Source organism: Vibrio sp. R78045 (genome assembly GCF_042466085.1).
Classification (GTDB): domain Bacteria; phylum Pseudomonadota; class Gammaproteobacteria; order Enterobacterales; family Vibrionaceae; genus Vibrio; species Vibrio cyclitrophicus.
Genome location: NZ_JAXHBS010000015.1, coordinates 32,120 through 52,492 on the forward strand (window position 1 = coordinate 32,120; position 20,373 = coordinate 52,492).

Here is a 20,373-nt window from a genome sequence, read left to right on the forward strand (position 1 = left end):
GATTACTTCTATAAACATTTTGCTCTTAGTTAATATGCTCACGAAAACAAGCACATCTAGTAAGAGCAGGGGGGCTCTAGTCTATTTTTTTAACAATAAGAATAGATACAGTAGGGTGGTGCTCTACAACTTTTATAACACCTCCACTGCTCCCATTTTCATGATCCCAATAGACTGTATCGCCTTTGCCTACTGGATTAGCAAAATACGCAATAGTCCCTTCTGAACGCTCTACATCTTCACTATCTTGGCTAACTATTATGAAATACTTAAATTTGTCAGTCATTTTTGTTTTCGCTCTCGTTAAATGTTCCAAAAACAGTGATTAAAGCATCAACAAACTCACCCGCTTTAACTTCACCAAGAAAACACGGTTTGAAGGAATCTGTAACCATATATTTTTTCTTAGCAGGAACGTAGATCATCGAATCTGGATTAGCCGCTAAATAGTATTGAAAGACCTTACTCACCTTTTGACGGCCTAAGCCCAAATGACGGTAAATATCTTTACTGGTAACGTGACCATTGAGCATTAGCTTTGCATCAATCAGTTTTAATACAGCATCATCAAGTAATGGACGTGACACGATTTTTCCTCGTTAAATAATCTCAAAATCAATTCTACATTGGAACGATGTCGTAATGAGTCCATATCTTAGATTGTTCTATTTTTTCAATCGATTGTTCAATGCGATTTCTTAATAAATGTTTATCATCCAATTCATCCGAGTAAGCTTTCAAGGCATGCACTACATTAGGATATTGAGTGCGTAACGAACCACTGGCTTGAAGTGCATAAAGATGAGGGTGATCCAATCGTGGATGAAACTCAAATTTAACGTTATAACCAGCCATCTTTAACCGATGTCGTATGGTTCCAGAACGCAGAGTCCTAATTTTTATCTTTGAAAAAATCAGTTCCGCTTCCTTACGATTTTTTGCCTCGAAAATATCGTGTACAACTACTTCGTTTAAACCAAAGTCTAAATAGTCATCGCTATAAATAACTTGATCACAAATAAAAAATAGTTTTGCCAAGTGCTCTAACCTTTACTTTCTAAACTATCGGCAATTTCGCGGAGTTGCCTGACCCATTCTGCTTTAGAGCCGCTTTTAAATAACACTCCGTCAAAGCATTGCTTCAACGAAAAACAAGAAAGTGGGAGCTCTGGCGATAGGGACACCATTAAAACATCGGCCTGGTAATCATCAATCATAACCGTAGGCTTAATTAGACACGTTAATCCCTTCGGATTAATTTCACTGTTCATAACAAATTATCCCTCGCTAATTAGACTTGCCGCTGGCTGTTACTGTACCACGCGACCATTGAATAAATGTGGTCGAACTAATTTTCCATTCTCTTATTTTTCGCATACTTTCTCTATTAGCAGCGTCTTAATGTTTTATCGTGATACTTCATTGTTGCCGCCCCTATAGACAATGTGCTAACAACAAAGAAAGCAAACCAACGATAATTTAGATATTTAGTTACGGCTGACAATGCATCCGTTGGTACTGGTGATGTCCACGTAATAATGAAACTAATAACGCTACTTAACATAAGAGCAACGGTAATAATTATTCCAGTCTTAACTTTCCAATCAAAAAATTCAAAAATCATGTTCTCCATTCCCTACGATATGAGATCAATTTAACGTCATGACAAATACTATACATACTGATGTATAGAAAGCAAACGACTTGACTTAAATAACGTCATGACAGAAAATAAAAATCATGAAAATTCAAAACGGCAAAAGAGGGCGACCTAAACAGGACGTAACTCTTGATAAAAAACAAGAAATTCGATGTACAGAGAATGATAAAGCGCTGTGGAAACTTGCAGCCCAAGATCACGAGTCGGTTAGTGAATGGGCTAGAGAAATCCTTACGCGAAGCGCTAAGAGGAAGGTTAAGGACAGTTAATGACTTGGAAAGGTTTCACTATTGAAGGCGACTTTTATGACTTAACCCATCTACAAAGTACCTCTCATGACATCGAGGTTGATGGTAACTCAGTAAAACTACATGTTAGTTACGCCAATCACTGCTTTACTGATGAGAAAGAAAATGGGCCAATACTTTTTAGGCAGGAAGGGCGATACTGGTGTCATGAGAGATACCAATGCAGCATAGAACTTCCGGATCTCATCAAAAATAAGCTTATCGATAACTATGCTGTGCCTTACATGACCAAGAAAGGCGAATCCTATCATTACATGGAAGCATTTGATTACGCTATCTTCTTTAGTATTTCTAAACCAAATGGCACTACCAATGAATTGAAACTTAGAGTCAATTCAGCTTATGAGGTGGACGACTGGGGTAAAGGAACTCTACCGAAGGGTAAAGCCAAGCGTGTTAGCTGGATACTTTCACAACGACTTCAGGGAAAGTCGGTGCTTAAAAGAAAGTAGTAGATATGAAAAAAGCACCCTAAAGGTGCTTTTAACAAATAAAAAATCTGGTCTGGTCTTTATCTTGGATTATCCTGTTCACTGACTAGGGGAATCGCTTCCGACACCAACACCCTCAAAGAGAGTTCCAGTATGTGTTGACACCCCTAATATTACGCAATAGCGTATCAATTACCAATAGATTTTACCTATCAAAAAATCAAATCCCCCCCCATATTCCTATCTAAAAAGCCATATCAGCAATTGTTAGTATACTCACAGTATTTGTATCTGGGGTTTTGTGCCCATTTCAGAGAAAAGTCCAATGTGAGTCGCCAGCTCTTTATTTATAAGGGCTGAATGCTGGGGTATGTTTCTTGGGCCATCTCTTATAGCGTCAATGCTGTTTGGTAATTAAGATACGACAGAATCGCTCGGTGATCACTCTTGAAACCAATCATCTGAAACACGTTTTTGGACAAAAGTGAGTTACGAACCATTACACTTTCTAACTTTTCTGGGTATAGCTGGTTGAATTCTCTCACTCAATACTGACTACAAGAGACATAACGAATTCGGTTCAAGAGAACATATTAGGCTCCCTAAAGAGCCTAATATGTTGTTATTCTATGTAACCAGCTAACTCGATCACTTTTTGATAATCAGGCCAGAGCCAATATTTTGCGCTGTTCGCTTGATATTTGTTTGAATAATCCATCAATGTACTAAGTAAGTTATGTCGCTCTGCTGATTGACTATCATACATTTGCAGAATCTCTCTAGCTCTGGGAAAAGCATTTTGCCTTATAGCCTGACCCCATTGGTCGGTATAACTTACTTCCATTAAATTCACATAACTCATGGTTGCTTCAACGTAGTCATCCATACCAACATCTTCACTCCACAAGACATCAGGTTTGGTGACTTTCTGATGTGCAACTTTGTTGAATCGTCTAGTATAGAACGATTCGTATTCTCGGTGATGCTCAATCAAACCTATAACCAAAGCTGGAAAGTTAATAAGTTGCTTGTTATTTTGTCTTGAATGAGTTTCTTCAGCAGAACGTAAACAAGCATTTAGTTTGCTTACGAGTTGATCTATATCCCTGATTTTTAGGTTATATGCTTCGACTAGCTTAGTAATAACGTGAGCGATATTCGCCCTAGATATCCCCATCAGTTCCACTGCAATTGGATTTGGATTAAAAATATCAAGTGTCTGAACATATTGGTGTAAATCAGGCTCAGGTAAGTTGATTTTTCGATCAAAGAATCTCTTTAGATACTGCTCCGCGTTGAAGTCATTTCCATACACAGCCTTGATTGAACAGCAAAGTTGATCACTATCTGTAGCGACTGCAAAAACAAAGTGTTTAGTATTAAAGAAATGCTTAATAACTTCAAGCATTTCAATTGCATAGGTAGGTCTACACCGATCTAGCTCATCAACTAGAACTATGATCGGAAGTTCAGATTCGAATATTGCGCTTAAGTTATCGGCTAACTCTGCAAGTGCTAACTTAACTTCTGCGACAGCTTCGACTTGCGACGCATGTTCTTGTGTAACCTTATCAGTTAGTGCTTCAGGATGCTCATATAGATCAAGTATTGGAGATAACACTTCTTGACCAACTAAAGTACCAGTTGTTGCAACTGAAATAGCTGAAACTGAGGTCTTCAATAACGCGCCTAAACACCTCTTAGTTCTTGTCCATTCTTCGTCTGTTTTTCCTTCAGGGGAAAAACTTTCTAGTTGAGTAATGAGTTCGCTTGTAACAACGCTTAAAGGTACGTTAGAAAAATCACTTTCCCACGCATCGATGTAAATGGTCGGGTGATTTCTCTCCAGTAAATGAGTATACATTCGTTTTAAAAACTCCGTTTTACCCGTGCCCCATGATCCATTAATGTTCAAAACGAAGCCGTCTGTTTCCCCCACCAAATAATCAGCTAAAAATTCACCGTATTCAGATCGATTTAGTTTACAGTTAGCGAACGTATGCGTGTCGTTAAACGAACTATATTTTGCTTTTTCTATCAAAGTCATAGGTTTACCTCATTAAATAACTATGAATATCACTATACCTTGGTTTATGTAGAACTCTTGAACTTTGTTTTATATCCAGATTACATTTATTTTCAGGTAGACTTGTCGAGCTTAAATCTATTCTGCTGCTCGCTGGTATACAGTAGTTAAGACTTATTTAATTGAGGGGTGGTTTGGTATGAGAGTTTTTAGAATTTCTGGGTACTGAAATGTTAGTCGCTTAGTCAACAACCTTTATAGGACTAACCGTCTTCGAATATATTGTACTTTCACCTCAGTTGTAACGCGGAATGGGGCAAAAACGTGTTTCAGATGATTGGGTTAAAGGTGATGATTGGGTTAAAGGTTCATGCTGGCTGCTATATGCTTGCATGTAGAGTCAGTATGAAGCCGACAGAGCGAAGCAACGTCAGTCAGCTCTTTACTCATTTAAAGAACAGCTTTTTTCACGATTCTAAAGAGAGATATTTTTTCCTAGAACCTTATAGACCGTAGTCCTACTGCACTCTAACTCTTTACTGATCGCATACTTGTTCATTCCTTGGCCTGCAAGCTCTTGAATACGTGTATGAAGCGTCTTATTAGGAAATCGGCCAAGATGCCTTCCTTCAGAGCGAGCACGCTCTCTGCCTTCATTACAACGCTGTAATATTCGTTTTCTTTCCATTTCAGCAAACGCCGATATGGTCGTATAAATGACTCTACCTACATCGCTATTGATATCTAAATCCCCCAAGTCATGAAACACCAAACCCGCTTTTTTTTGCGCTAGCTGATCGGCAATTTGCAAAGCATCAATGGTATTTCGAGCAATGCGGTCGACTTTGGTAACATGAATAACATCTCCCTCCCTTGCAAAATCCAGCAACAGGTTAAGCTGTTCTCTATCAGAAGATTTACCGCTCGCTTGCTCTTGGTAAATTTTGTCACAACCAATATGTTTAAGTTGTTCAAGTTGAACATCGAGCGTTTGGTCTTGGGTACTAACACGAGCATAACCAATTTTCATAAAATGGCCCAAAAGTGAACTTAAAGATAGTGATACACAAGTGTACATGTTCACTTTAAATTATAAAGACTAACTGAACAGTTATTCGATGATTGTGAGCAATGTCCATAAAGTTACACCTTTATGGACACTACATCAGAGTACCTTCAATCACAGAATCATACAAATTGGTTAAATCGTTCGATTCGTTTATAATGAACGAAAAGGAGAATATTATGCAATCACTTACTGCTAATACAGCTAAAACCAAATTTGGTGACTTACTGATGAAGGTTCAACGTGAGCCTGTACAAATTAATAAGAACGGTTCACCCGTTGCGGTGATGATGTCTTGTGAAGAATATGAACAACTTGAAGCACTCAAATTGATGGTGGTGAAATCACGATTCGAACAAGCAGAGGCCGATGCTCTATCAGATAACCTGGTCGACGGTAACGACTTCATGAACGCACTTAACCAAGGTAAATTTGATTAATGATGCACTACAAGCTTTCTTCTGCAGCGCAATCTGATCTCATTGAGATTCGTCGCTATACATTAGAGCGATGGGGGCAAACACAATGGACGACTTACTTTTCAGAGCTCAAGCAATCAATGGAATTACTAGCGAACAACCAGCTGCTTGGCATAGAAGTTTCTGAACTGGGAAAAAACTACTTCCGGTTTCCTTTAAAGCACCATGTGATTTATTACATCCAGAAACAAGAACACATAGTTATTGCAGCCGTTCTTGGTAAGCACATGTCGCCTGCCAAGCACTTTTCACAACTCTCTTAACCCTTAAGCTAATTTAAGGGTTAACCCGCGTCGCTTCATGTAGTCACGCAGCGTACTCGGCGCTTCGTCGATCAATTTGGCTGTGGGACGAATCCCCAAGCCCATCTTTAAATACTTCTCTATTTGTTCACGTTTAACATCGAGCTTCAGCTTCTCAGCTTGGCCCTTCGGCCTTCCGAGAATCATGCCGTTTTTCTTTCTAGCAGCAAGCGCTTCCTTAGTTCTCATCGAGATAAATTCACGCTCTATCTCTGCCGCAAGTCCTAGTACAGTTGCGGTTATGCGAGATTGCATTGAACCATCTAGCTGTAAATTCTGTTTGGCGATATAGACATTTATATTCTTTTCCATACACACTTCGAGAACCTCAAGCACTTGTAAAGTAGAACGCGCAATTCGACTAACTTCAGCAAATACGATGCAATCTCCGCTCGTCATGCCCTCCACTAATGCACCTAATTTACGTTGCCGCCATTTTTTCTTGCCAGTCACCACATCTTCAACAAACACCAAATGACCAATCCCAACTTTATTGGTGTAGTCATAGATCCCGTGCTTTTGGTTTGCCACATCTTGGCTGTCTGATGAGACTCTTAAATACGCGTAGTTCGCCATGCTTCCTCCTTAATTAAAGGCTATCCAAACTGGACAAGCTGAGCGAAAAAATATGAACGGATAACAAAGAGTGCGAACAGGGTCAGATAAAAAAACAGCACCGAATGTCGGTGCTGTTTGAAAGTGTGAAAGGTAGCTTACAAAACGTCCCTGAGGTTTTTACGCTCTTCAATTTCTTCTTGTTCTGGAATAGTCCCGGGCAGCGTGATTTTTTTAGGGCTCTGCTTAATACTTTGGGCTGAGCGCGTAGGCTTAGGCGCCTTGGATTTCAAACTAAAGACCTGTGGATTAATAGTAAGGCTTTGTCTCACTTCAACCGCGAACTCTTGATTTTCATTTTCAGGTAAGTAATTGCTCTTAAGGTATTTAATCGACAACGATTCTTTGTTTCTCTTTAACGTAAACAAGCACTTTGTTAATCGCATTATCGACGTTAAACCTGCACCTGAGGCCATGGTAATCTCTTGGTTACCGCGGATTTCATCTTTATTCACATGATGAACAAGCAACAAACTGGCGCCTGATTCACTGGCAAGGCTCTGAAAAACATTTTTTATTAAGCGATCGTGTTTTACCTCTTCACAACGGCCTATTGATTCCGTCACCGTATCCACTATCACTAAGTCGAATTCCGAGAAGGTTTGCTTGAGTTGATCTAAATGCTGCTTATGTTCTGCCTGTTCCTGGACCGAGCTATCGGGTGGAATCACTATCGGTTCAATATCCGTTAGAAAGTGGAGATTGTTTTTTAGCTCTGACTTTATAGTGGCTGTGCAATTAGCTAGCTTTTCTTTCATCCGAGACTGGATGACACCGGCACTATCTTCTGAACTCAGTACTAAGGTTTTTGCGGGTTTATCGGCCGCGCTCATCCCGAGTAAAGACATTGAAGAAGCGTGTTCCATTGCAATACACAATGCTAGGTGAGACTTACCAACGTTAGGCGCGGCAATTAACATGCCTACATGTCCTTTAAGTAAACCTTTTAAGCTGAAACTTAAGTTTTGACTAGCAGGTGAAGCCATCAAGCTATCAAGAGATTGAGTGATCATGACTCACCCTCCCCAATGTAGAATATCTGTATGCCATTCCCCATATCGCGAAATTGAAGGCTGAAGTCTTTTTCGATTTGAACGGCATTGGCTAGCAAATCTTTTCTGAGATCACTACGGAAACTATGGCTTACCTTCGAAGCAATAGATTGAATGTAGCTATCGAGTGCCCACTCAAACTTCTTGTTGTGTAAGAACTCAGCTTTATGCGTGGTAATGTATTTTAAGAATGAACGAACTGACGGTTTACTATAGTTGGTCATTTTGTGCTGTTCTAATCGGTAATAATAGCCATGGTCGCGTATCGCCTGCAGCAGGCGCATGTCTGGAACTAAGAACACATGGTTAGTGAGGTTCTTACTGTTTTTACGGCCTGTTTTAAATTTACTTCGGTCACAATAAAAACGGTAATCTTGAACAAACTCTAATGGCTTTTTGCCAATTACGTTCTGCTCTTCATCAAGCTCATTTATCACTAAGTGAGCCGTTGCTAATTGAGTAATGCGGCGTTCAATTTGATCGTAGTTCGCGCGAGTGGTCGCCATGCCCATTCGGGTTGCTAATTCATACATACTCATTGATAAAACGGTCGCGTCTCGGTCAATAAAAGAGTCGAAGCCATCTTGTTGAGTATCTGATATTTCACCATCAGAAATGGTTTGGTACACCTGAGACCAGGTTAAACGTGCGCCGGCTTCATAAGAAGCATCATCTAATTGAATCGTTTGAGCGTAGGCCAGCATAGTTTCGAGGATATCGCGATGAGGCTGTAGTAGATAATCTACATGCAGATCAACTCTGAAATTCTTTCCATAACTATTAATATTCACACTTTCTAGTGGGTGATTTGGATCAGTGCCACCACTTTGAGCGATTTGAATCAGTTTTGACTGCATCGTAGAAGTTAAACGAGATGCAGGGTGAAAGATGGTTGCTCTAGAGAAAAGAATCGATGAGATAAACCGATTCTTTCGGTCCTCTTCATTAATAACTGTCAGGCTAGAGTTGGATGATAACGTCATGATCATTACCTAAGAGTGCGATAATATCATTTTAACAGATAACCTTACTTACCTCATCAACTTCGGTAGATGTCTATATGATTTCGGCAAATATCTATAGCTCATCACATAAATTATGTATAAATATCGGTAAATAACTACTTACTTCGGTAAATGTTTACTTGATTCTAAAAGATCAAACTTAAGATAGAATTACTGATGAGCTATGGTTTTTGTTTGTTTTTCCATCAACCTGATCCAAAGATCATTAATTATCATTAAATTATGATATTACCTGTCATTTAGATCGGTTAATGTTGATATGTTAATGCTTAGATTCGGTAAATGTTTATATGTAAGATCGTCTAATATTAATATTTTATCGGTAAATGTTTATAATGAATCGGTAAATATCAATATGTTTTCGGTAAATGTCTATACTTTTAGGTGGCTACTAAGAAACTAGAACCTTTAGGATCTAGTTTTACAATAATACCAACTTCACTCAGGTTCAGTCGGTGACTTAACAAGCAACATCAAATCTCTAGAGAGCTTTGATGTTGCTCGTTAAGTAAGTGTTAATACTCTAACATCTAGCTTTAAAATTACTTTATGTTTGTCACTAATTGCATGTAATTGATATGTTTATCTTCATTAATCTATGGATTTTTGATCGCTTGATTTCTTATTTTTTTCTTATTTGATCCATTAACTTTTTATTGTGTACTCGCGTTTTAGGATCTTACTACCCTGATCGTTGCGGGTGATCGCCAGCGATATAAAATAAATGGGTGGAACTAAGTTTTTAGGCTTAGTAAAAGCAATAGTAAGTGACAGTGTCATAGTGTCTAGACAGGGACACGCTAAATTTAGGTTCATGGATTTAGATACAAACAAGCTCTCAGTGATGAATTCGCTAGATAAGAAGATTGATAAAGTAGTACACAAACTTATTTAGAAAGGGGAAAGAGTGACGTCTTGACCTGCAATGGTGTGGCGAGCCAAGCGACTATGCCCAGTCCTAATTAATCTGTCGTATAAATACGCGCTTGATGAAGTATGAGACTGAAAAGCCAACAATAAAATGAAAGATGGTCTTTGGTTGATGTTAACATTTTTGTGTTGCATCACCCAGCTCGTTATAAGAATTTTATTGCCTGTCATAAATGTGAACGAGTTAAATGAATGTATTATTCGTTCATATGGTTATTGGGCTGTTGTTGTACCTCTTGTTCTTGTTGTTTACCCCTATGTTTCACATAAAAAATTTTTTCGTTGTGCGATTTTTGAAACTCAGAACTGATCATAAACGAGTGCGAAGAGATGGAACACGTTATGTGACATCATTGATTGTTGATGCACCAAGACGCTTTGCGCCAAGTCGTGATCGTAAAGAAACCAGCTTGCGCCGGAAGGAGTGTCAGTTAATTACGGGAGCGCATGACTCAGGTAAAAGCCGCTGGCTTATGCGCTTAAAGGATAGCTGACACGACCAAAGCCTTGATTTGGTTCATGATAGCGATGTGTGTGGTGGTCGGTGCATGGGAAGCTGGCGCTGTTATTGGTGTGCTTCAGATGTTAGGTGCTGGAAGAAGGTCGACGCGTGCTGATTAATGTTTTCCTTATATGGATTAGTTTATGCGCGTTCAGTGCCGCCTAGGCCAATGACTGGGGGATTAATGTGCCTTGGGAAGAAGCTGAGGTGCTGCCGCCAGAGATTAAGCCTTACGAGCTCCCCACTATAACGTTCCAACCCCTGCTCTCACGCCGGCACCAAAAGTGGATCCGGATGCGATTTTTAACACTGTACTTAAGTGCTACCCAGATAAGAGTAAATTTAAGCTCGATTTAAACTTGGTTGCGGGCATGAAATCTAACATCGATGAGTATGATCCTGAAGGTTGGCCAGAGATAACTGAGCATTACATTGGAATAGTTGGCAAAATGCCGCTCTACTCCACAACTGAACAATCTCGGGAGCGCCAATGGGAATACCAGCGTAGTACAGCTACCTCTGTAGCAAGCTTTACTCAATCCTTAGCTGATAGAAATTATGCCTATCGCTTAATGGGGCTTTATCTCTCTTTGGAGGCCAGAGCGCAACTGAGAGTGAAAAAAGGGGTGGTGAACGTATCAGAGCAAGTCGCTTTGCTTGAAAAGGTGGCCTCTTCTCATCGAGATGTTTTGGCGCATGAAGCTAAAATCGTTGAGCATCGTTTAGCTTTGGTGGCAATGTGTGAAGCCACATATACTGACCAGATGACCCGTTATCTTCAAAAACTCGCTTACCTTCCCCGCCCTACTTCCGATACCCAATCACGATGAAATGGCTCAATCATACATTAATTGCAGGCGCGATTTGTGTTGTGGTGTCACCTCCTCATGTTGCTGTGTGTGTCGCAGGTGCAACTGCTCCCGATTGGTTTGAATACGTACTTAAGGTTGGCAATCGACATATCAAACACCGAGGCCCCACACATGTTTTCACGCATTGGTTACTGGCTGCCCTAGCCTTTACTTTGGTTTGGGATTATCACGGGATCGGGATGGCATTTGCTTGGGGTGGCGTTAGCCATATTTTGACTGATGCGATGACAGTATCAGGTGGGCCTTTTTCGCCTTACAGTGATAGGCGCTTCCATCTGTTTGGAGGCCGATTTAGAACCGGTGACCCTATCGAATATGCAATTTCCGCAGGGGTTGTGGTGGTGTGTATTGCTCTATCCCACCTAACCGGTGGACATGGGTTGGCGCCGTTCTTTTATGATTGGGGAGGTATGTACCAAGAAGGTGTGATTGATGGATTAGAGTGGAAAACGAACCGATTTAGGCTGATTTAAATGCGAGAAAAGTTGTCAATGCTCAGCCTGAGCATTGACAACTTTTCTCTATATTTTGAAAGATAATATTAGTGTGCTGATTTGTATTTTTTCCAATAATCAAAACTATTGAGTAGTGCTAGTTCAATACCTTGTCCGTGGTATTTACATGACACATAGAATCGTTCGACATAAGCGTAGAAAGATGGGGCTCGTTGTTGGATAACTGGCTTTCTTTTTGGAGAATGAACACTGATGATTAGGTAGCCTACTACCTGTTTCTTTTTTGTTTCAGCGACGAAAAAATAAGTGTTTTTATTCTCGATTTTTTCTTTTATCAAGGATTCGGTGAAAAGTAATTCAATAATTCTTAGCTTGCTTAAGTTGTAATCATTCAAGCTGTATTCGTTTCGTTCTCTGTTGTAATGGCTCATTTTACTGTGGCTACCTGCCAGTTGTTCATGACATAGAGCATTGATAGAGGATATGTCGTTGATAGTTGCTTTTCTTATTCGCACCTTAATCTCCTTTTCCTTCGTTACTGACTTCTTGTGAAGCAAAACGGTAAAATGCTAAGCAAACTCCTCCTAGGCTTATAGTAATTAAGGATAATTTATTGGCTGATAGAAGGTGTCGCATGAACGTAGTATTCAGAAGCGCGTTGTTTTAGGGCTTGGATTAATGTCGTGGGCAGGTTTCTTTCTTTTACCCAAGATTCAAATACTTCTATTGATTGAAAGCTGATAGAAGAAATAAGGCTAGATTGTTGAACTAAATGATTAAGCCAATAAAGTGTCTGCAAATCTTCCAATGGTGTTCTAGGTAGTTGTAGTCGTCCTTTTCTAACTTTTCCCTTGAGATAAGGCTTAGCAGAAACCTCAAAAGTGCTTTTTTTTGTGTTGGATTCTGAAAAAGGGTTTGGGTCTATCAGTATTGTGCTATATCGAACATAGAGTAGGTACTCTTGCTCTATTTCATTGAGTTCATTGAAAGAGTCTATTTTATCTTTTGGAATCGTTGCCTCAAGTACGGGGAGATTTTCGTCATTGAGCAATTGAAGTAAGTTGATTGGTTCCGCTGAGTAATGTTCTAGTAGGCGAGAAATTGATTTCCAATGATGCAGTAACTCTTTGATCAACTCCATGGTGATAGGGCCTTCGGGGTAGAGCTTATACATGTATTTAGTGTCATCTTCGTTTGAAAGAATATGATCTAAAGAAAACGTATTGATTAGAAAAGCTGGGTGTACATAAGCTGCAGCGTTTCTGCCTTCTACACTAAATGGGTTATCAAAGAGAACGACTTGAACATTTACTTTTTCTAATGCGTTCCTTAAAGCATTAAACAAGACATCATTGGGTTCTGAGAGATAAATATACACTCTTTTTTTCACGGTTTTAGTCGTGACTGTAAGAGGGTGTTGTGTTGTTGGATTAGATGAAAAATGAGACGTTGCAAAGTAGCTAGAAAAAAGAATGATGTTGGGAGATAACTTTTTCTTTTTCAATATCCCTTTTAGGATAAGACACCCACCAATCATGGATGACATAAGGATAATTTGCTTTAGATTTTTCAAGCAGAGCTCAGAAAAAGAAGCTAGGACATCACAATAGGCGTGAGCGGGGGTCGCTAGGACTAGCGTGTCCCATGAAGAGGGCAGGGGAGATAAATCTGTATAAAGTTCATCAAATCTAATAAGACCAACAAGTGGTGCTAATTGTGGCTTACTTACTTCACAGCTAGCAACGTTTCCGTGTTGTCGCATTAGTCTTTTTCTATTCTCCCATTGATGAGAGCTTTTGCTTATGAGAGCTATTTTCTGACTAAAAGGAGCAAGAATCTGACTGGTTTGAATGCCGGCGGGTCCTGCACCCACAACTAATGTATTGCCTAGAATCATAATAAACTCGCTATCTCTATTTAACCGAAAAGGTACTTTTAGTTCCTTTCTCATATCACAAATATCCATAGTGAAACTTCGAGAGTAGATTGTTTATTTAATTATTCTTATTAATAAAAATTAATGACTTAGCTTTACTATCCCTTTGAGAAAGTGTGTGTAAATTTCAATATTTCCTTTCTTGGAAAAGCGCCATACTTTTGGCCTCCCCAGTTCCATTTTTCACTTAATCTTTCTTATTTATTAATAGTTAAATTACGCTGAAATTAATATCCAAACCCATTTTGTTGGTTCATTTTTGTGAGGTTGGAGGAGGTAAAGCGAGAGCGCCTTAATCCGCAATAATAAGGATTGAGTGTACTGAACTAGAGAGCTTTAGCTATGCCTTCTCCAAGTACCCATTAAGAATAAAAATGTCTGGAGAAATACCTATGTCAGCAATAAGCAATAATAAAGAACATCCGATGGATTCACACTATGTGCCGGAGCCTTATCGAATCAGGGTTATTGAACCAGTGAAAAGAACAACGGAGCGAGAACGAGAGCAGGCGCTGATGAAAGCAGGGTACAACCCTTTTTTATTAGAGAGCGACGATGTGTTTATCGATTTGCTTACTGATAGCGGTACAGGTGCAGTGACACAGGCTATGCAATCTGCAATGTTGAAAGGTGATGAGTCGTACAGTGGCAGTCGAAGCTATAGGACGCTTAGTCAGGCGGTAAAAAGTATTTTTGGTTATAAGTTTACCATCCCTACACACCAAGGACGGGGAGCTGAGCAGCTATATGTCCCCGCTTTGATCAACAAATGTGAGCGAGATAAAGGGCTAGAGCGAGACAAAATGGCCGCATTTTCAAACTACTTTTTTGATACCACACAAGGGCACACTCAACACAATAACTGTCGAGTGATCAACGTTCCTTCACCTGAAGCTTTTAATACTAAAATTAAAGCAGACTTTAAAGGTAACTTTGATTTGAAAGCTCTCGCAGCTGGAATCGAAGAGGTTGGAGCTAAAAACGTGCCTTATATTGTAAGTACGATTACTTGCAACTCTGCAGGTGGCCAGCCAGTCTCCATTGCTAATCTTAAGGCTGTTTATGAATTAGCGGAATCTTATGGTATCCCTGTTGTTATGGACTGCGCTCGCTTTGCTGAGAATGCTTACTTTATTAAACAGCGTGAAATTGGTTATTCTGATTGGAGCATTCAAGAGATCACCAGAGAAGCGTTTAAATATGCCGATCTCTTTGCCATGTCAGCGAAAAAAGATGCCATGGTTCCTATTGGTGGGCTACTCGCTTTCAAAGACGATAGCTTCTTAGATGTGCAGTTGGAATGCAAAACACTATGTGTGTTATTGGAGGGCTTTCCAACATATGGAGGCCTCGAAGGTGGGGCGATGGAGCGCTTGGCTGTTGGACTTTATGATGGAATGGAAGAGGACTGGTTAGCATCACGCTTGCAGCAAGTTGAATACTTAGTGAACGGCCTAGAAGCGTTAGGGGTCCGTTGCCAGCAAGCGGGTGGGCATGCTGCCTTTGTTGATGCCGGTGCATTACTACCTCATATCTCACCAGAACAGTTTCCTGGACACGCTTTGTCTTGTGAGCTTTATAAGGTGGCAGGTATTCGAGGTGCAGAAATCGGTTCTTTATTACTAGGGTGTGATCCTGAAACAGGAAAGCAGCTGCCTTGCCCGGCTGAATTGTTTCGTTTAGCTATTCCCAGAGCAACCTATACACAGGCTCACCTTGATTACATTATTGCTGCTTTTAAAGAAGTGAAGAAACGTGCTTCATCAATTGCAGGTTTAAAGTTTACTTATGAGCCTAAGGTATTGAGACACTTTAACGCTACATTGGAACCTGCACTTTAAGTTGTGCCCCTTTGCAGACAGCAAAGGGGCTACCTCTCTTTTATCTGAAAAAATTAAAGCAACGAGAGTTATGGGTTAGTGTGATAGTTTTCCTGGGACTGAGAAGCTAAGTTGTTTTGAGAGGCTAAGATGAATTGAAGTTCATCCTTTTTAGTTAGGCAGATTTGGCTCGATTGGTTATTGACGTTGACGTTGACGATGTCAAATTCGTGCCAGAAGTAGAAATAGCTGATTATTACTACAGAGAGGATTGTGGAAGATAGGCCAATAAGAGCCCATTGGTAGAGTCTTAAGTAGTTGTTTGATGTTTTTTTGAGTGGACACGAAAACTGGCTAGAACGAGGTAACTTTATCTGTTTCGGTGGGTCTAGCGAAGTTTCAAATTCAGGAATGTGGATCTTGTAACCTTTTCTTGGAACATTTACGATTTTGATACTATCAAGTTCTAAGACTTTTCTGAGGTTGGTAATAGCGACTGGCAAAGAGTTAGGGCCGATGATATCCGGGTTCCCCCATGCAGCAATGATCAGCTCTTCTTTAGTCGAAATAAATTCTTCTTTTTTGATCAGAGTTTCTAATATGCAGCTTTCAGGTAGAGTGATTGAAAATGATTTTTGATTACTGAGGATGAGTTGAGCCCCCGATTCGTCTCTTTGCAGTACGCAATTACCTATAGGCAGTTTTACGTTGTCCAGTTGTGCTCTTAACATAGTGTTTCTCCATATACCTAGAGAAGGGTGATTAGATTATATCCCTAGGCTTTTATATAATGGCTCATATTTTGAATATTATTAATAAATTTGTGAATAAAATTTGAATTGAAGTGTAAGGTTTTTTGCACTATCAGATAGTGCTATCTGTTTTATATAAAGCTGAAGGTGAGATTTTTACCTCCTTTGTCTTCTAAGTAGATCTTCATCCAACGCCAGTCATTGTCCTTACAGGCTTTAAAGGTGCAATGAACATTTTTTCCCTCAACGATCTCGTTGTCGCAGAAGTCGATAAATGATTGGAAAGAACGGCATATAAGTGTGTCCATAACTCCAAACTCCTTTTGAGAATTTATTCATATCACATCCTTTCAATTTATAGGTATAGATTCCTAATTCTTAATAAAAAATGATTATTAATGACTCTATTTATCCCTCTCTTTGTTGTGGTTAATTGGTTGATGGTGGGCATTTAATTCAGGCGGAGTGAATGGGTATTATTTATAGGTAAATTAGTTTTAAATTCTAGAAAAAACATTAGCTTATGCGTTGGTAGCTAGGTGATTTTCGAAGAGCTGTGGGGTGCCTAACCACATCAAATCTTTGACCGCTAACTTAGAGCTAACCCCTTTGTCTCTTCGGTATCATCTAGTTACTTCTATGAAATTATAAAGTCTTTGTTTATCTAGGACGGAATCACTCAAAAAAAACGCCGCCCTTCGAGGTGATGGTTTTTTTAGTGTGATAGGAAATAAAGGAGGGCAAGAATGCTAGAAAGTAATCAGTTGTTGATTTTTGTTACGGTGGTTCTTCTTTACGCTTTTATGCCTGGTCCAGCTATGCTTTATAGTGTCGCCCAGACGGTCTCTAGCGGTAAAAAAATTGGGTTACTGTCTGTGTTAGGTCTGCATGTTGGAGGATACTTTCATGTCATTCTTGTCGCATTTGGTCTCGCGACGGTTTTTAGTAACTCCCCTTTGTTGCAAGAGATCATTCAGAAAATAGGGGGCATTTATCTTATCTATCTTGGTTATCAAAAGATAACCTCTCATGTTCATTTTGAGTCTGCGCTTGGTGACCCTTTGTTAAGCTCCCCTCGTAAAATCTTTTGGGATAGTGTGTTTGTCGATGTTCTTAATCCGAAAGCCGCCTTGTTTTACTTTGCTTTTCTTCCCCAGTTTGTAGCGCGTGAATCGGAAATATCGGTAGGAGTTCAGCTATTCATTTTGGGAGTCTTTACCAATGTAATGTTTAGCAGTGCAGATTTCTTATGTGTTTTGGGGACATCGGGTTTAAGACTTTGGGTGACGAAAAGACCAAAGTGGCTCTCTTATAGTATTCGATGTGCTGGCGGTATATTGATTGTTTTAGGGGGGGGGGCGTTTTTAGGGTGAAATTAACTCAAGGTCTTGGGTTTCATTTATTAGCCATAAATTAATGGTTTTTGCGCCAGATTTGAACCACCATTTGAACGTTAGCTCACCTCGAGTCAAACACTCTGCACTTAGCCAATTTTTGGATATAAAGGATGAAGTCATGCTAAGTCTAATAATGAAGTTCCCCAAGCCGACTTTGTTATTAATGATTTAGTCGTGTTACTTGTAGTCATCCTATTTTTTATGTGGAATTCTAGTGATTATAAGAGAAGGAGAAAGGCTCCGAGGAGATAGAGCCTTTTTGAGAGGGTTATTGATGTTTACCTAGTACTGATTGGATTGCTTCATCAAGTTCAGCTTGAACATCCTTGGACAATCGTCCAAATTCATACGAGAAGTTACGGCCTTTCACTTTTTTACGTGCGAACATGCCTTTACTTTCGAATTCAGCTAACGAAGTCACGGTAGCTTTGTCTGATTGTTGTTTGGCTTCAACAACCTTTAACTCAGTTTTAATGTAAGTAATCAGCTCGTCTTTGGTGTCTTCTTGGCTCTGCTCAGGCTGAGCATTGACAGCTTTACTGTCTATTTTTTTTATGAAACTGCTCAAAGCTTTCTTATCATTGATAAAGGCTTTCATCACTTTAGCTAGCAGTGAATAATCAGTATGAGATAAGTCGTTAACGACAGGGAATAGTGCAATTAATTTACTGTCAATACTGGCTGCTTTAAGCGCTCGACCTACTGCTTGACGGCTTATATTTAAGATTTTTGCCGTCTCTTCTTGAGTGAGCTCACCGTTCTTCATTAGAGTTTTACACTGTAAGCCAATTTCGCGCTGGTTGTGCTCTTTTGCGGTTTGTAACTGTTTTGCTAGTGCTTTGGCATCGGCTGTAGACAGTTCGTCTTGGGTGACGAGAATTCGGAATGTTTTTACACGGCCTTCTTGAAGTAAGAACCAAGCTCGACGGCGAGACCCATCAAGCACATCGATACGGCCATCTATTTCTCTACCAACTGCAGGGTAAAACTGTTGAAATTCTAACGAGTTCAAATCTTCCAAAGACTCTTTGGTGAGCAAAGATTGGTCTCGGCCATTCACGTCAAAGGTCACAAAAGAGTTCTGCTTAACCTGATCATGTGACAATGTCACTTCGTTAAAGGTTGCAGTTGAACCAGAAGCTAGTTGCCAAACCATTTTTTTGCCAACGGACTCTAAACCGAACTTTGTTCTAAGGTAATCTTCGGCGTTTTGCCCACTTTTTTCTAGCTCAGTGCTGAGTTGATTGGTGAGTGTGTCTAAATTAGCTTTGGCCGCGGACTGTTGTGCTTGCGCTGAACCAGGAGCATTGCCTAGAGGGCTGCCGCCACGTTTTTTCGCCATTATTTGTTCTCCTGTTCACGCCAAACGTTGAGAATATCGCGCAATATTTGGCTTGTTACTTCATAGCTGTTTTGTTGCGCGCTTTGGAAGGTTGCTTTGCTTTTCGGGTATTCACTTTTCGACATGTCAAAAACGGTCGAGAGTAGGGAAGACGACTGGCGGACAGCCTCACTGTGCTTAAACTCTTTAGAGTACAAGTAAGGAGAGAACTGATCGTACAGATTATTCATTAATTCGGTCGTGGTTGAACTATCACGATGGTTAGTCAGTAATATTTTCATGAAGTCGTAGCCTTCATGGTTTGCGTTCTCTAACAGCGCCCACACCTGAGGAATGTAGCTGAAGTAAGAGCAGGTAGCATCAATGTCATTCTCTGTAATCGATAACGGGAACACTACATTCGTCGCGGCAAAATACGCGTTAAAGGTCGCATAGCCGAGCGAAGGTGGGGTGTCGATAATGATGATATCGAACTCGTCTTTAACGCTATCGATGATGTCCTTTAATAGTGAATAAGGTGAAGCTAAGGTTTGGCCGAACACTTGCTCATGAAACCAACCTTCCATCGCACGGTCACTTTGTGCTGCAGGTAGAATGCGTAAGTTTGGGATAGTCGTTTCAAGAAAGGCTTCAGAGATAACTTGTTCAACGGTTTCACCTTCATCAAGATCGAAGGTTTTCATCATCAGATCACCAACAGACAAGTTACCTTCTTGCTCGGCTTCGGGTGCGTAATACATCGAAAGCGTGGCTTGGCCATCCATGTCTATTAAACCAACACGGTATTCTTGATGAAATTCGGTCGCCAAACCTGATGCGATAGTCGCGGCAGAAACGGTTTTGCCAACACCGCCTTTTTGGTTTTGGATAACCATCACTTGCGTTTTTTGCTGCTCACTGCGTATGAACTTAGCGTCTTTACGTAGATTTTCTGGCAGTAAGTTACGTACCTTGTACATTTCCGCGATATCGATCGACCATTGTGAGTCTTCATGACGACGAGGATCTATCGCCGCAGCGGTAACATAGCGATCAAGCGTTTTTGCATCAATGCCAAGATAGGCCGATGCTTCTGCTCGAGTAAAGTTACGCAACTCTTTGCGGTGATTAGCCAATAAACGTTGATTACGACGTTGAATGTAAGCGTCTGCACCGGTTTTAAGCGCTTGAAATGTGGTTGTAGTGTGTTGGTTGTCCATTTCTGCCTCCGTATAGGAATGAGAAATAGTATATACCTCAATTTTTGATGTTGGTATCTAAAAATGAGGGATTTGTGATTTTAATAAATGAGTATGACAAATGGATAAATCCGAGCGCTTAAATTACCTATTAATTACAAGATTTCGTTTTTCAACTCCCTCTTAATACCTTCTGACTAACAAAAGTTGAGCCGAGCCGTACAA

The 20,373-nt window shown here is 40.1% G+C and carries 23 protein-coding genes and 2 pseudogenes; 9 read left to right on the top strand and 16 right to left on the bottom strand.

Going from position 1 to position 20,373, the window contains the following annotated elements:
• Positions 1–76: 76 nt before the first annotated feature.
• From SJY39_RS18925 to SJY39_RS18945, 5 genes are all read right to left on the bottom strand, one after another.
• On the bottom strand, positions 77–286 hold the full coding sequence (locus tag SJY39_RS18925; RefSeq protein ID WP_016787191.1) for a hypothetical protein: 210 nt from the start codon (positions 284–286) through the stop codon (positions 77–79).
• A complete protein-coding gene (locus SJY39_RS18930; RefSeq protein ID WP_102481738.1) occupies positions 279–587 on the bottom strand; it encodes a hypothetical protein in 309 nt (102 codons plus the stop codon). The genes SJY39_RS18925 and SJY39_RS18930 overlap by 8 nt, the downstream gene beginning before the upstream one ends.
• Before the next feature lie 34 nt (positions 588–621).
• A complete protein-coding gene (locus SJY39_RS18935; protein WP_102332450.1) occupies positions 622–1,038 on the bottom strand; it encodes a hypothetical protein in 417 nt (138 codons plus the stop codon).
• A 5-nt stretch (positions 1,039–1,043) separates the two neighbouring features.
• Positions 1,044–1,271 (bottom strand): hypothetical protein, encoded by a 228-nt coding sequence (locus SJY39_RS18940; RefSeq protein ID WP_017098129.1) that lies wholly within the window; start codon positions 1,269–1,271, stop codon positions 1,044–1,046.
• 116 nt (positions 1,272–1,387) lie between these two features.
• Positions 1,388–1,624 carry a hypothetical protein gene (locus SJY39_RS18945; RefSeq protein ID WP_102332451.1) on the bottom strand — a complete coding sequence of 79 codons (237 nt, stop codon included), beginning with the start codon at positions 1,622–1,624 and terminating at the stop codon, positions 1,388–1,390.
• A gap of 116 nt (positions 1,625–1,740) precedes the next feature.
• Here SJY39_RS18945 and SJY39_RS18950 point away from each other — a divergent pair, with 116 nt between their 5' ends.
• Positions 1,741–1,929, top strand: a complete 189-nt coding sequence (locus SJY39_RS18950) for a hypothetical protein (protein WP_017098131.1) — start codon at positions 1,741–1,743, stop codon at positions 1,927–1,929.
• Complete coding sequence (locus SJY39_RS18955) at positions 1,929–2,420, top strand: hypothetical protein (RefSeq protein WP_017098132.1); 492 nt, start codon at positions 1,929–1,931, stop codon at positions 2,418–2,420. The genes SJY39_RS18950 and SJY39_RS18955 overlap by 1 nt, the downstream gene beginning before the upstream one ends.
• A 601-nt stretch (positions 2,421–3,021) precedes the next feature.
• Here SJY39_RS18955 and SJY39_RS18960 read toward each other — a convergent pair.
• Complete coding sequence (locus SJY39_RS18960) at positions 3,022–4,446, bottom strand: P-loop NTPase fold protein (protein WP_390242559.1); 1,425 nt, start codon at positions 4,444–4,446, stop codon at positions 3,022–3,024.
• Positions 4,447–4,900: 454 nt separating this feature from the next.
• Positions 4,901–5,455, bottom strand: a complete 555-nt coding sequence (locus SJY39_RS18965; RefSeq protein WP_390242561.1) for a recombinase family protein — start codon at positions 5,453–5,455, stop codon at positions 4,901–4,903.
• 215 nt (positions 5,456–5,670) lie between these two features.
• Here SJY39_RS18965 and SJY39_RS18970 point away from each other — a divergent pair, with 215 nt between their 5' ends.
• Positions 5,671–5,931 carry a type II toxin-antitoxin system Phd/YefM family antitoxin gene (locus tag SJY39_RS18970; protein ID WP_017061972.1) on the top strand — a complete coding sequence of 87 codons (261 nt, stop codon included), beginning with the start codon at positions 5,671–5,673 and terminating at the stop codon, positions 5,929–5,931.
• The gene (locus SJY39_RS18975; RefSeq protein WP_390242564.1) at positions 5,931–6,233 is read left to right on the top strand and encodes a type II toxin-antitoxin system RelE/ParE family toxin; all 303 of its coding nucleotides are present in this window, start codon (positions 5,931–5,933) and stop codon (positions 6,231–6,233) included. Before SJY39_RS18970 ends, SJY39_RS18975 begins: the two co-directional genes overlap by 1 nt.
• Positions 6,234–6,236: 3 nt before the next feature.
• Here the strand turns inward: SJY39_RS18975 and SJY39_RS18980 are convergent, their stop codons facing one another.
• From SJY39_RS18980 to SJY39_RS18990, 3 genes are all read right to left on the bottom strand, one after another.
• Positions 6,237–6,848, bottom strand: coding sequence for a recombinase family protein (locus SJY39_RS18980; RefSeq protein ID WP_390242566.1), 612 nt, complete (start codon positions 6,846–6,848; stop codon positions 6,237–6,239).
• Between the two features lie 137 nt (positions 6,849–6,985).
• On the bottom strand, positions 6,986–7,900 hold the full coding sequence (locus tag SJY39_RS18985; protein WP_390242568.1) for an AAA family ATPase: 915 nt from the start codon (positions 7,898–7,900) through the stop codon (positions 6,986–6,988).
• The gene (locus tag SJY39_RS18990; RefSeq protein WP_390242570.1) at positions 7,897–8,922 is read right to left on the bottom strand and encodes a DNA mismatch repair protein; all 1,026 of its coding nucleotides are present in this window, start codon (positions 8,920–8,922) and stop codon (positions 7,897–7,899) included. Before SJY39_RS18990 ends, SJY39_RS18985 begins: the two co-directional genes overlap by 4 nt.
• A 1,256-nt stretch (positions 8,923–10,178) precedes the next feature.
• Here SJY39_RS18990 and SJY39_RS18995 point away from each other — a divergent pair.
• From SJY39_RS18995 to SJY39_RS19005, 3 genes and pseudogenes are all read left to right on the top strand, one after another.
• Positions 10,179–10,515, top strand: a pseudogene (locus SJY39_RS18995) (hypothetical protein).
• Positions 10,516–10,576: 61 nt separating this feature from the next.
• Positions 10,577–11,226 (top strand): annotated as a pseudogene (locus SJY39_RS19000) (hypothetical protein).
• Entirely contained in the window at positions 11,223–11,741 is a 519-nt protein-coding gene (locus SJY39_RS19005) for a metal-dependent hydrolase (RefSeq protein ID WP_390242572.1), read from the top strand. The pseudogene SJY39_RS19000 and the gene SJY39_RS19005 overlap by 4 nt, the downstream one beginning before the upstream one ends.
• 68 nt (positions 11,742–11,809) lie before the next feature.
• Here the strand turns inward: SJY39_RS19005 and SJY39_RS19010 are convergent, their stop codons facing one another.
• The gene (locus SJY39_RS19010) at positions 11,810–12,238 is read right to left on the bottom strand and encodes a GNAT family N-acetyltransferase (RefSeq protein ID WP_017097177.1); all 429 of its coding nucleotides are present in this window, start codon (positions 12,236–12,238) and stop codon (positions 11,810–11,812) included.
• Between the two features lie 95 nt (positions 12,239–12,333).
• Positions 12,334–13,674, bottom strand: coding sequence for an opine metallophore biosynthesis dehydrogenase (locus SJY39_RS19015; RefSeq protein ID WP_390242575.1), 1,341 nt, complete (start codon positions 13,672–13,674; stop codon positions 12,334–12,336).
• A 410-nt stretch (positions 13,675–14,084) separates the two neighbouring features.
• Between SJY39_RS19015 and tnaA the strand changes: the two genes are divergently transcribed.
• Positions 14,085–15,500 carry a tryptophanase gene (gene tnaA / locus SJY39_RS19020; protein ID WP_372031987.1) on the top strand — a complete coding sequence of 472 codons (1,416 nt, stop codon included), beginning with the start codon at positions 14,085–14,087 and terminating at the stop codon, positions 15,498–15,500.
• A 68-nt stretch (positions 15,501–15,568) separates the two neighbouring features.
• Here the strand turns inward: tnaA and SJY39_RS19025 are convergent, their stop codons facing one another.
• Together SJY39_RS19025 and SJY39_RS19030 are read right to left on the bottom strand one after the other, a co-directional pair.
• Positions 15,569–16,210: a transcriptional regulator gene (locus SJY39_RS19025; RefSeq protein WP_390242577.1), complete on the bottom strand. Its 642-nt coding sequence runs from the start codon at positions 16,208–16,210 to the stop codon at positions 15,569–15,571.
• A 152-nt stretch (positions 16,211–16,362) separates the two neighbouring features.
• Positions 16,363–16,539 (bottom strand): hypothetical protein, encoded by a 177-nt coding sequence (locus SJY39_RS19030; protein ID WP_016768702.1) that lies wholly within the window; start codon positions 16,537–16,539, stop codon positions 16,363–16,365.
• A 438-nt stretch (positions 16,540–16,977) separates the two neighbouring features.
• On the opposite strand from SJY39_RS19030, the gene SJY39_RS19035 reads away from it, so the two are divergent.
• A complete protein-coding gene (locus SJY39_RS19035) occupies positions 16,978–17,604 on the top strand; it encodes a LysE family translocator (RefSeq protein ID WP_390242580.1) in 627 nt (208 codons plus the stop codon).
• Positions 17,605–17,896: 292 nt separating this feature from the next.
• Here the strand turns inward: SJY39_RS19035 and SJY39_RS19040 are convergent, their stop codons facing one another.
• Together SJY39_RS19040 and SJY39_RS19045 are read right to left on the bottom strand one after the other, a co-directional pair.
• Positions 17,897–18,970 (bottom strand): ParB family protein, encoded by a 1,074-nt coding sequence (locus SJY39_RS19040; protein ID WP_390242582.1) that lies wholly within the window; start codon positions 18,968–18,970, stop codon positions 17,897–17,899.
• Complete coding sequence (locus tag SJY39_RS19045; RefSeq protein WP_016768704.1) at positions 18,970–20,169, bottom strand: ParA family protein; 1,200 nt, start codon at positions 20,167–20,169, stop codon at positions 18,970–18,972. The genes SJY39_RS19040 and SJY39_RS19045 overlap by 1 nt, the downstream gene beginning before the upstream one ends.
• Between the last annotated feature and the right edge of the window lie 204 nt (positions 20,170–20,373).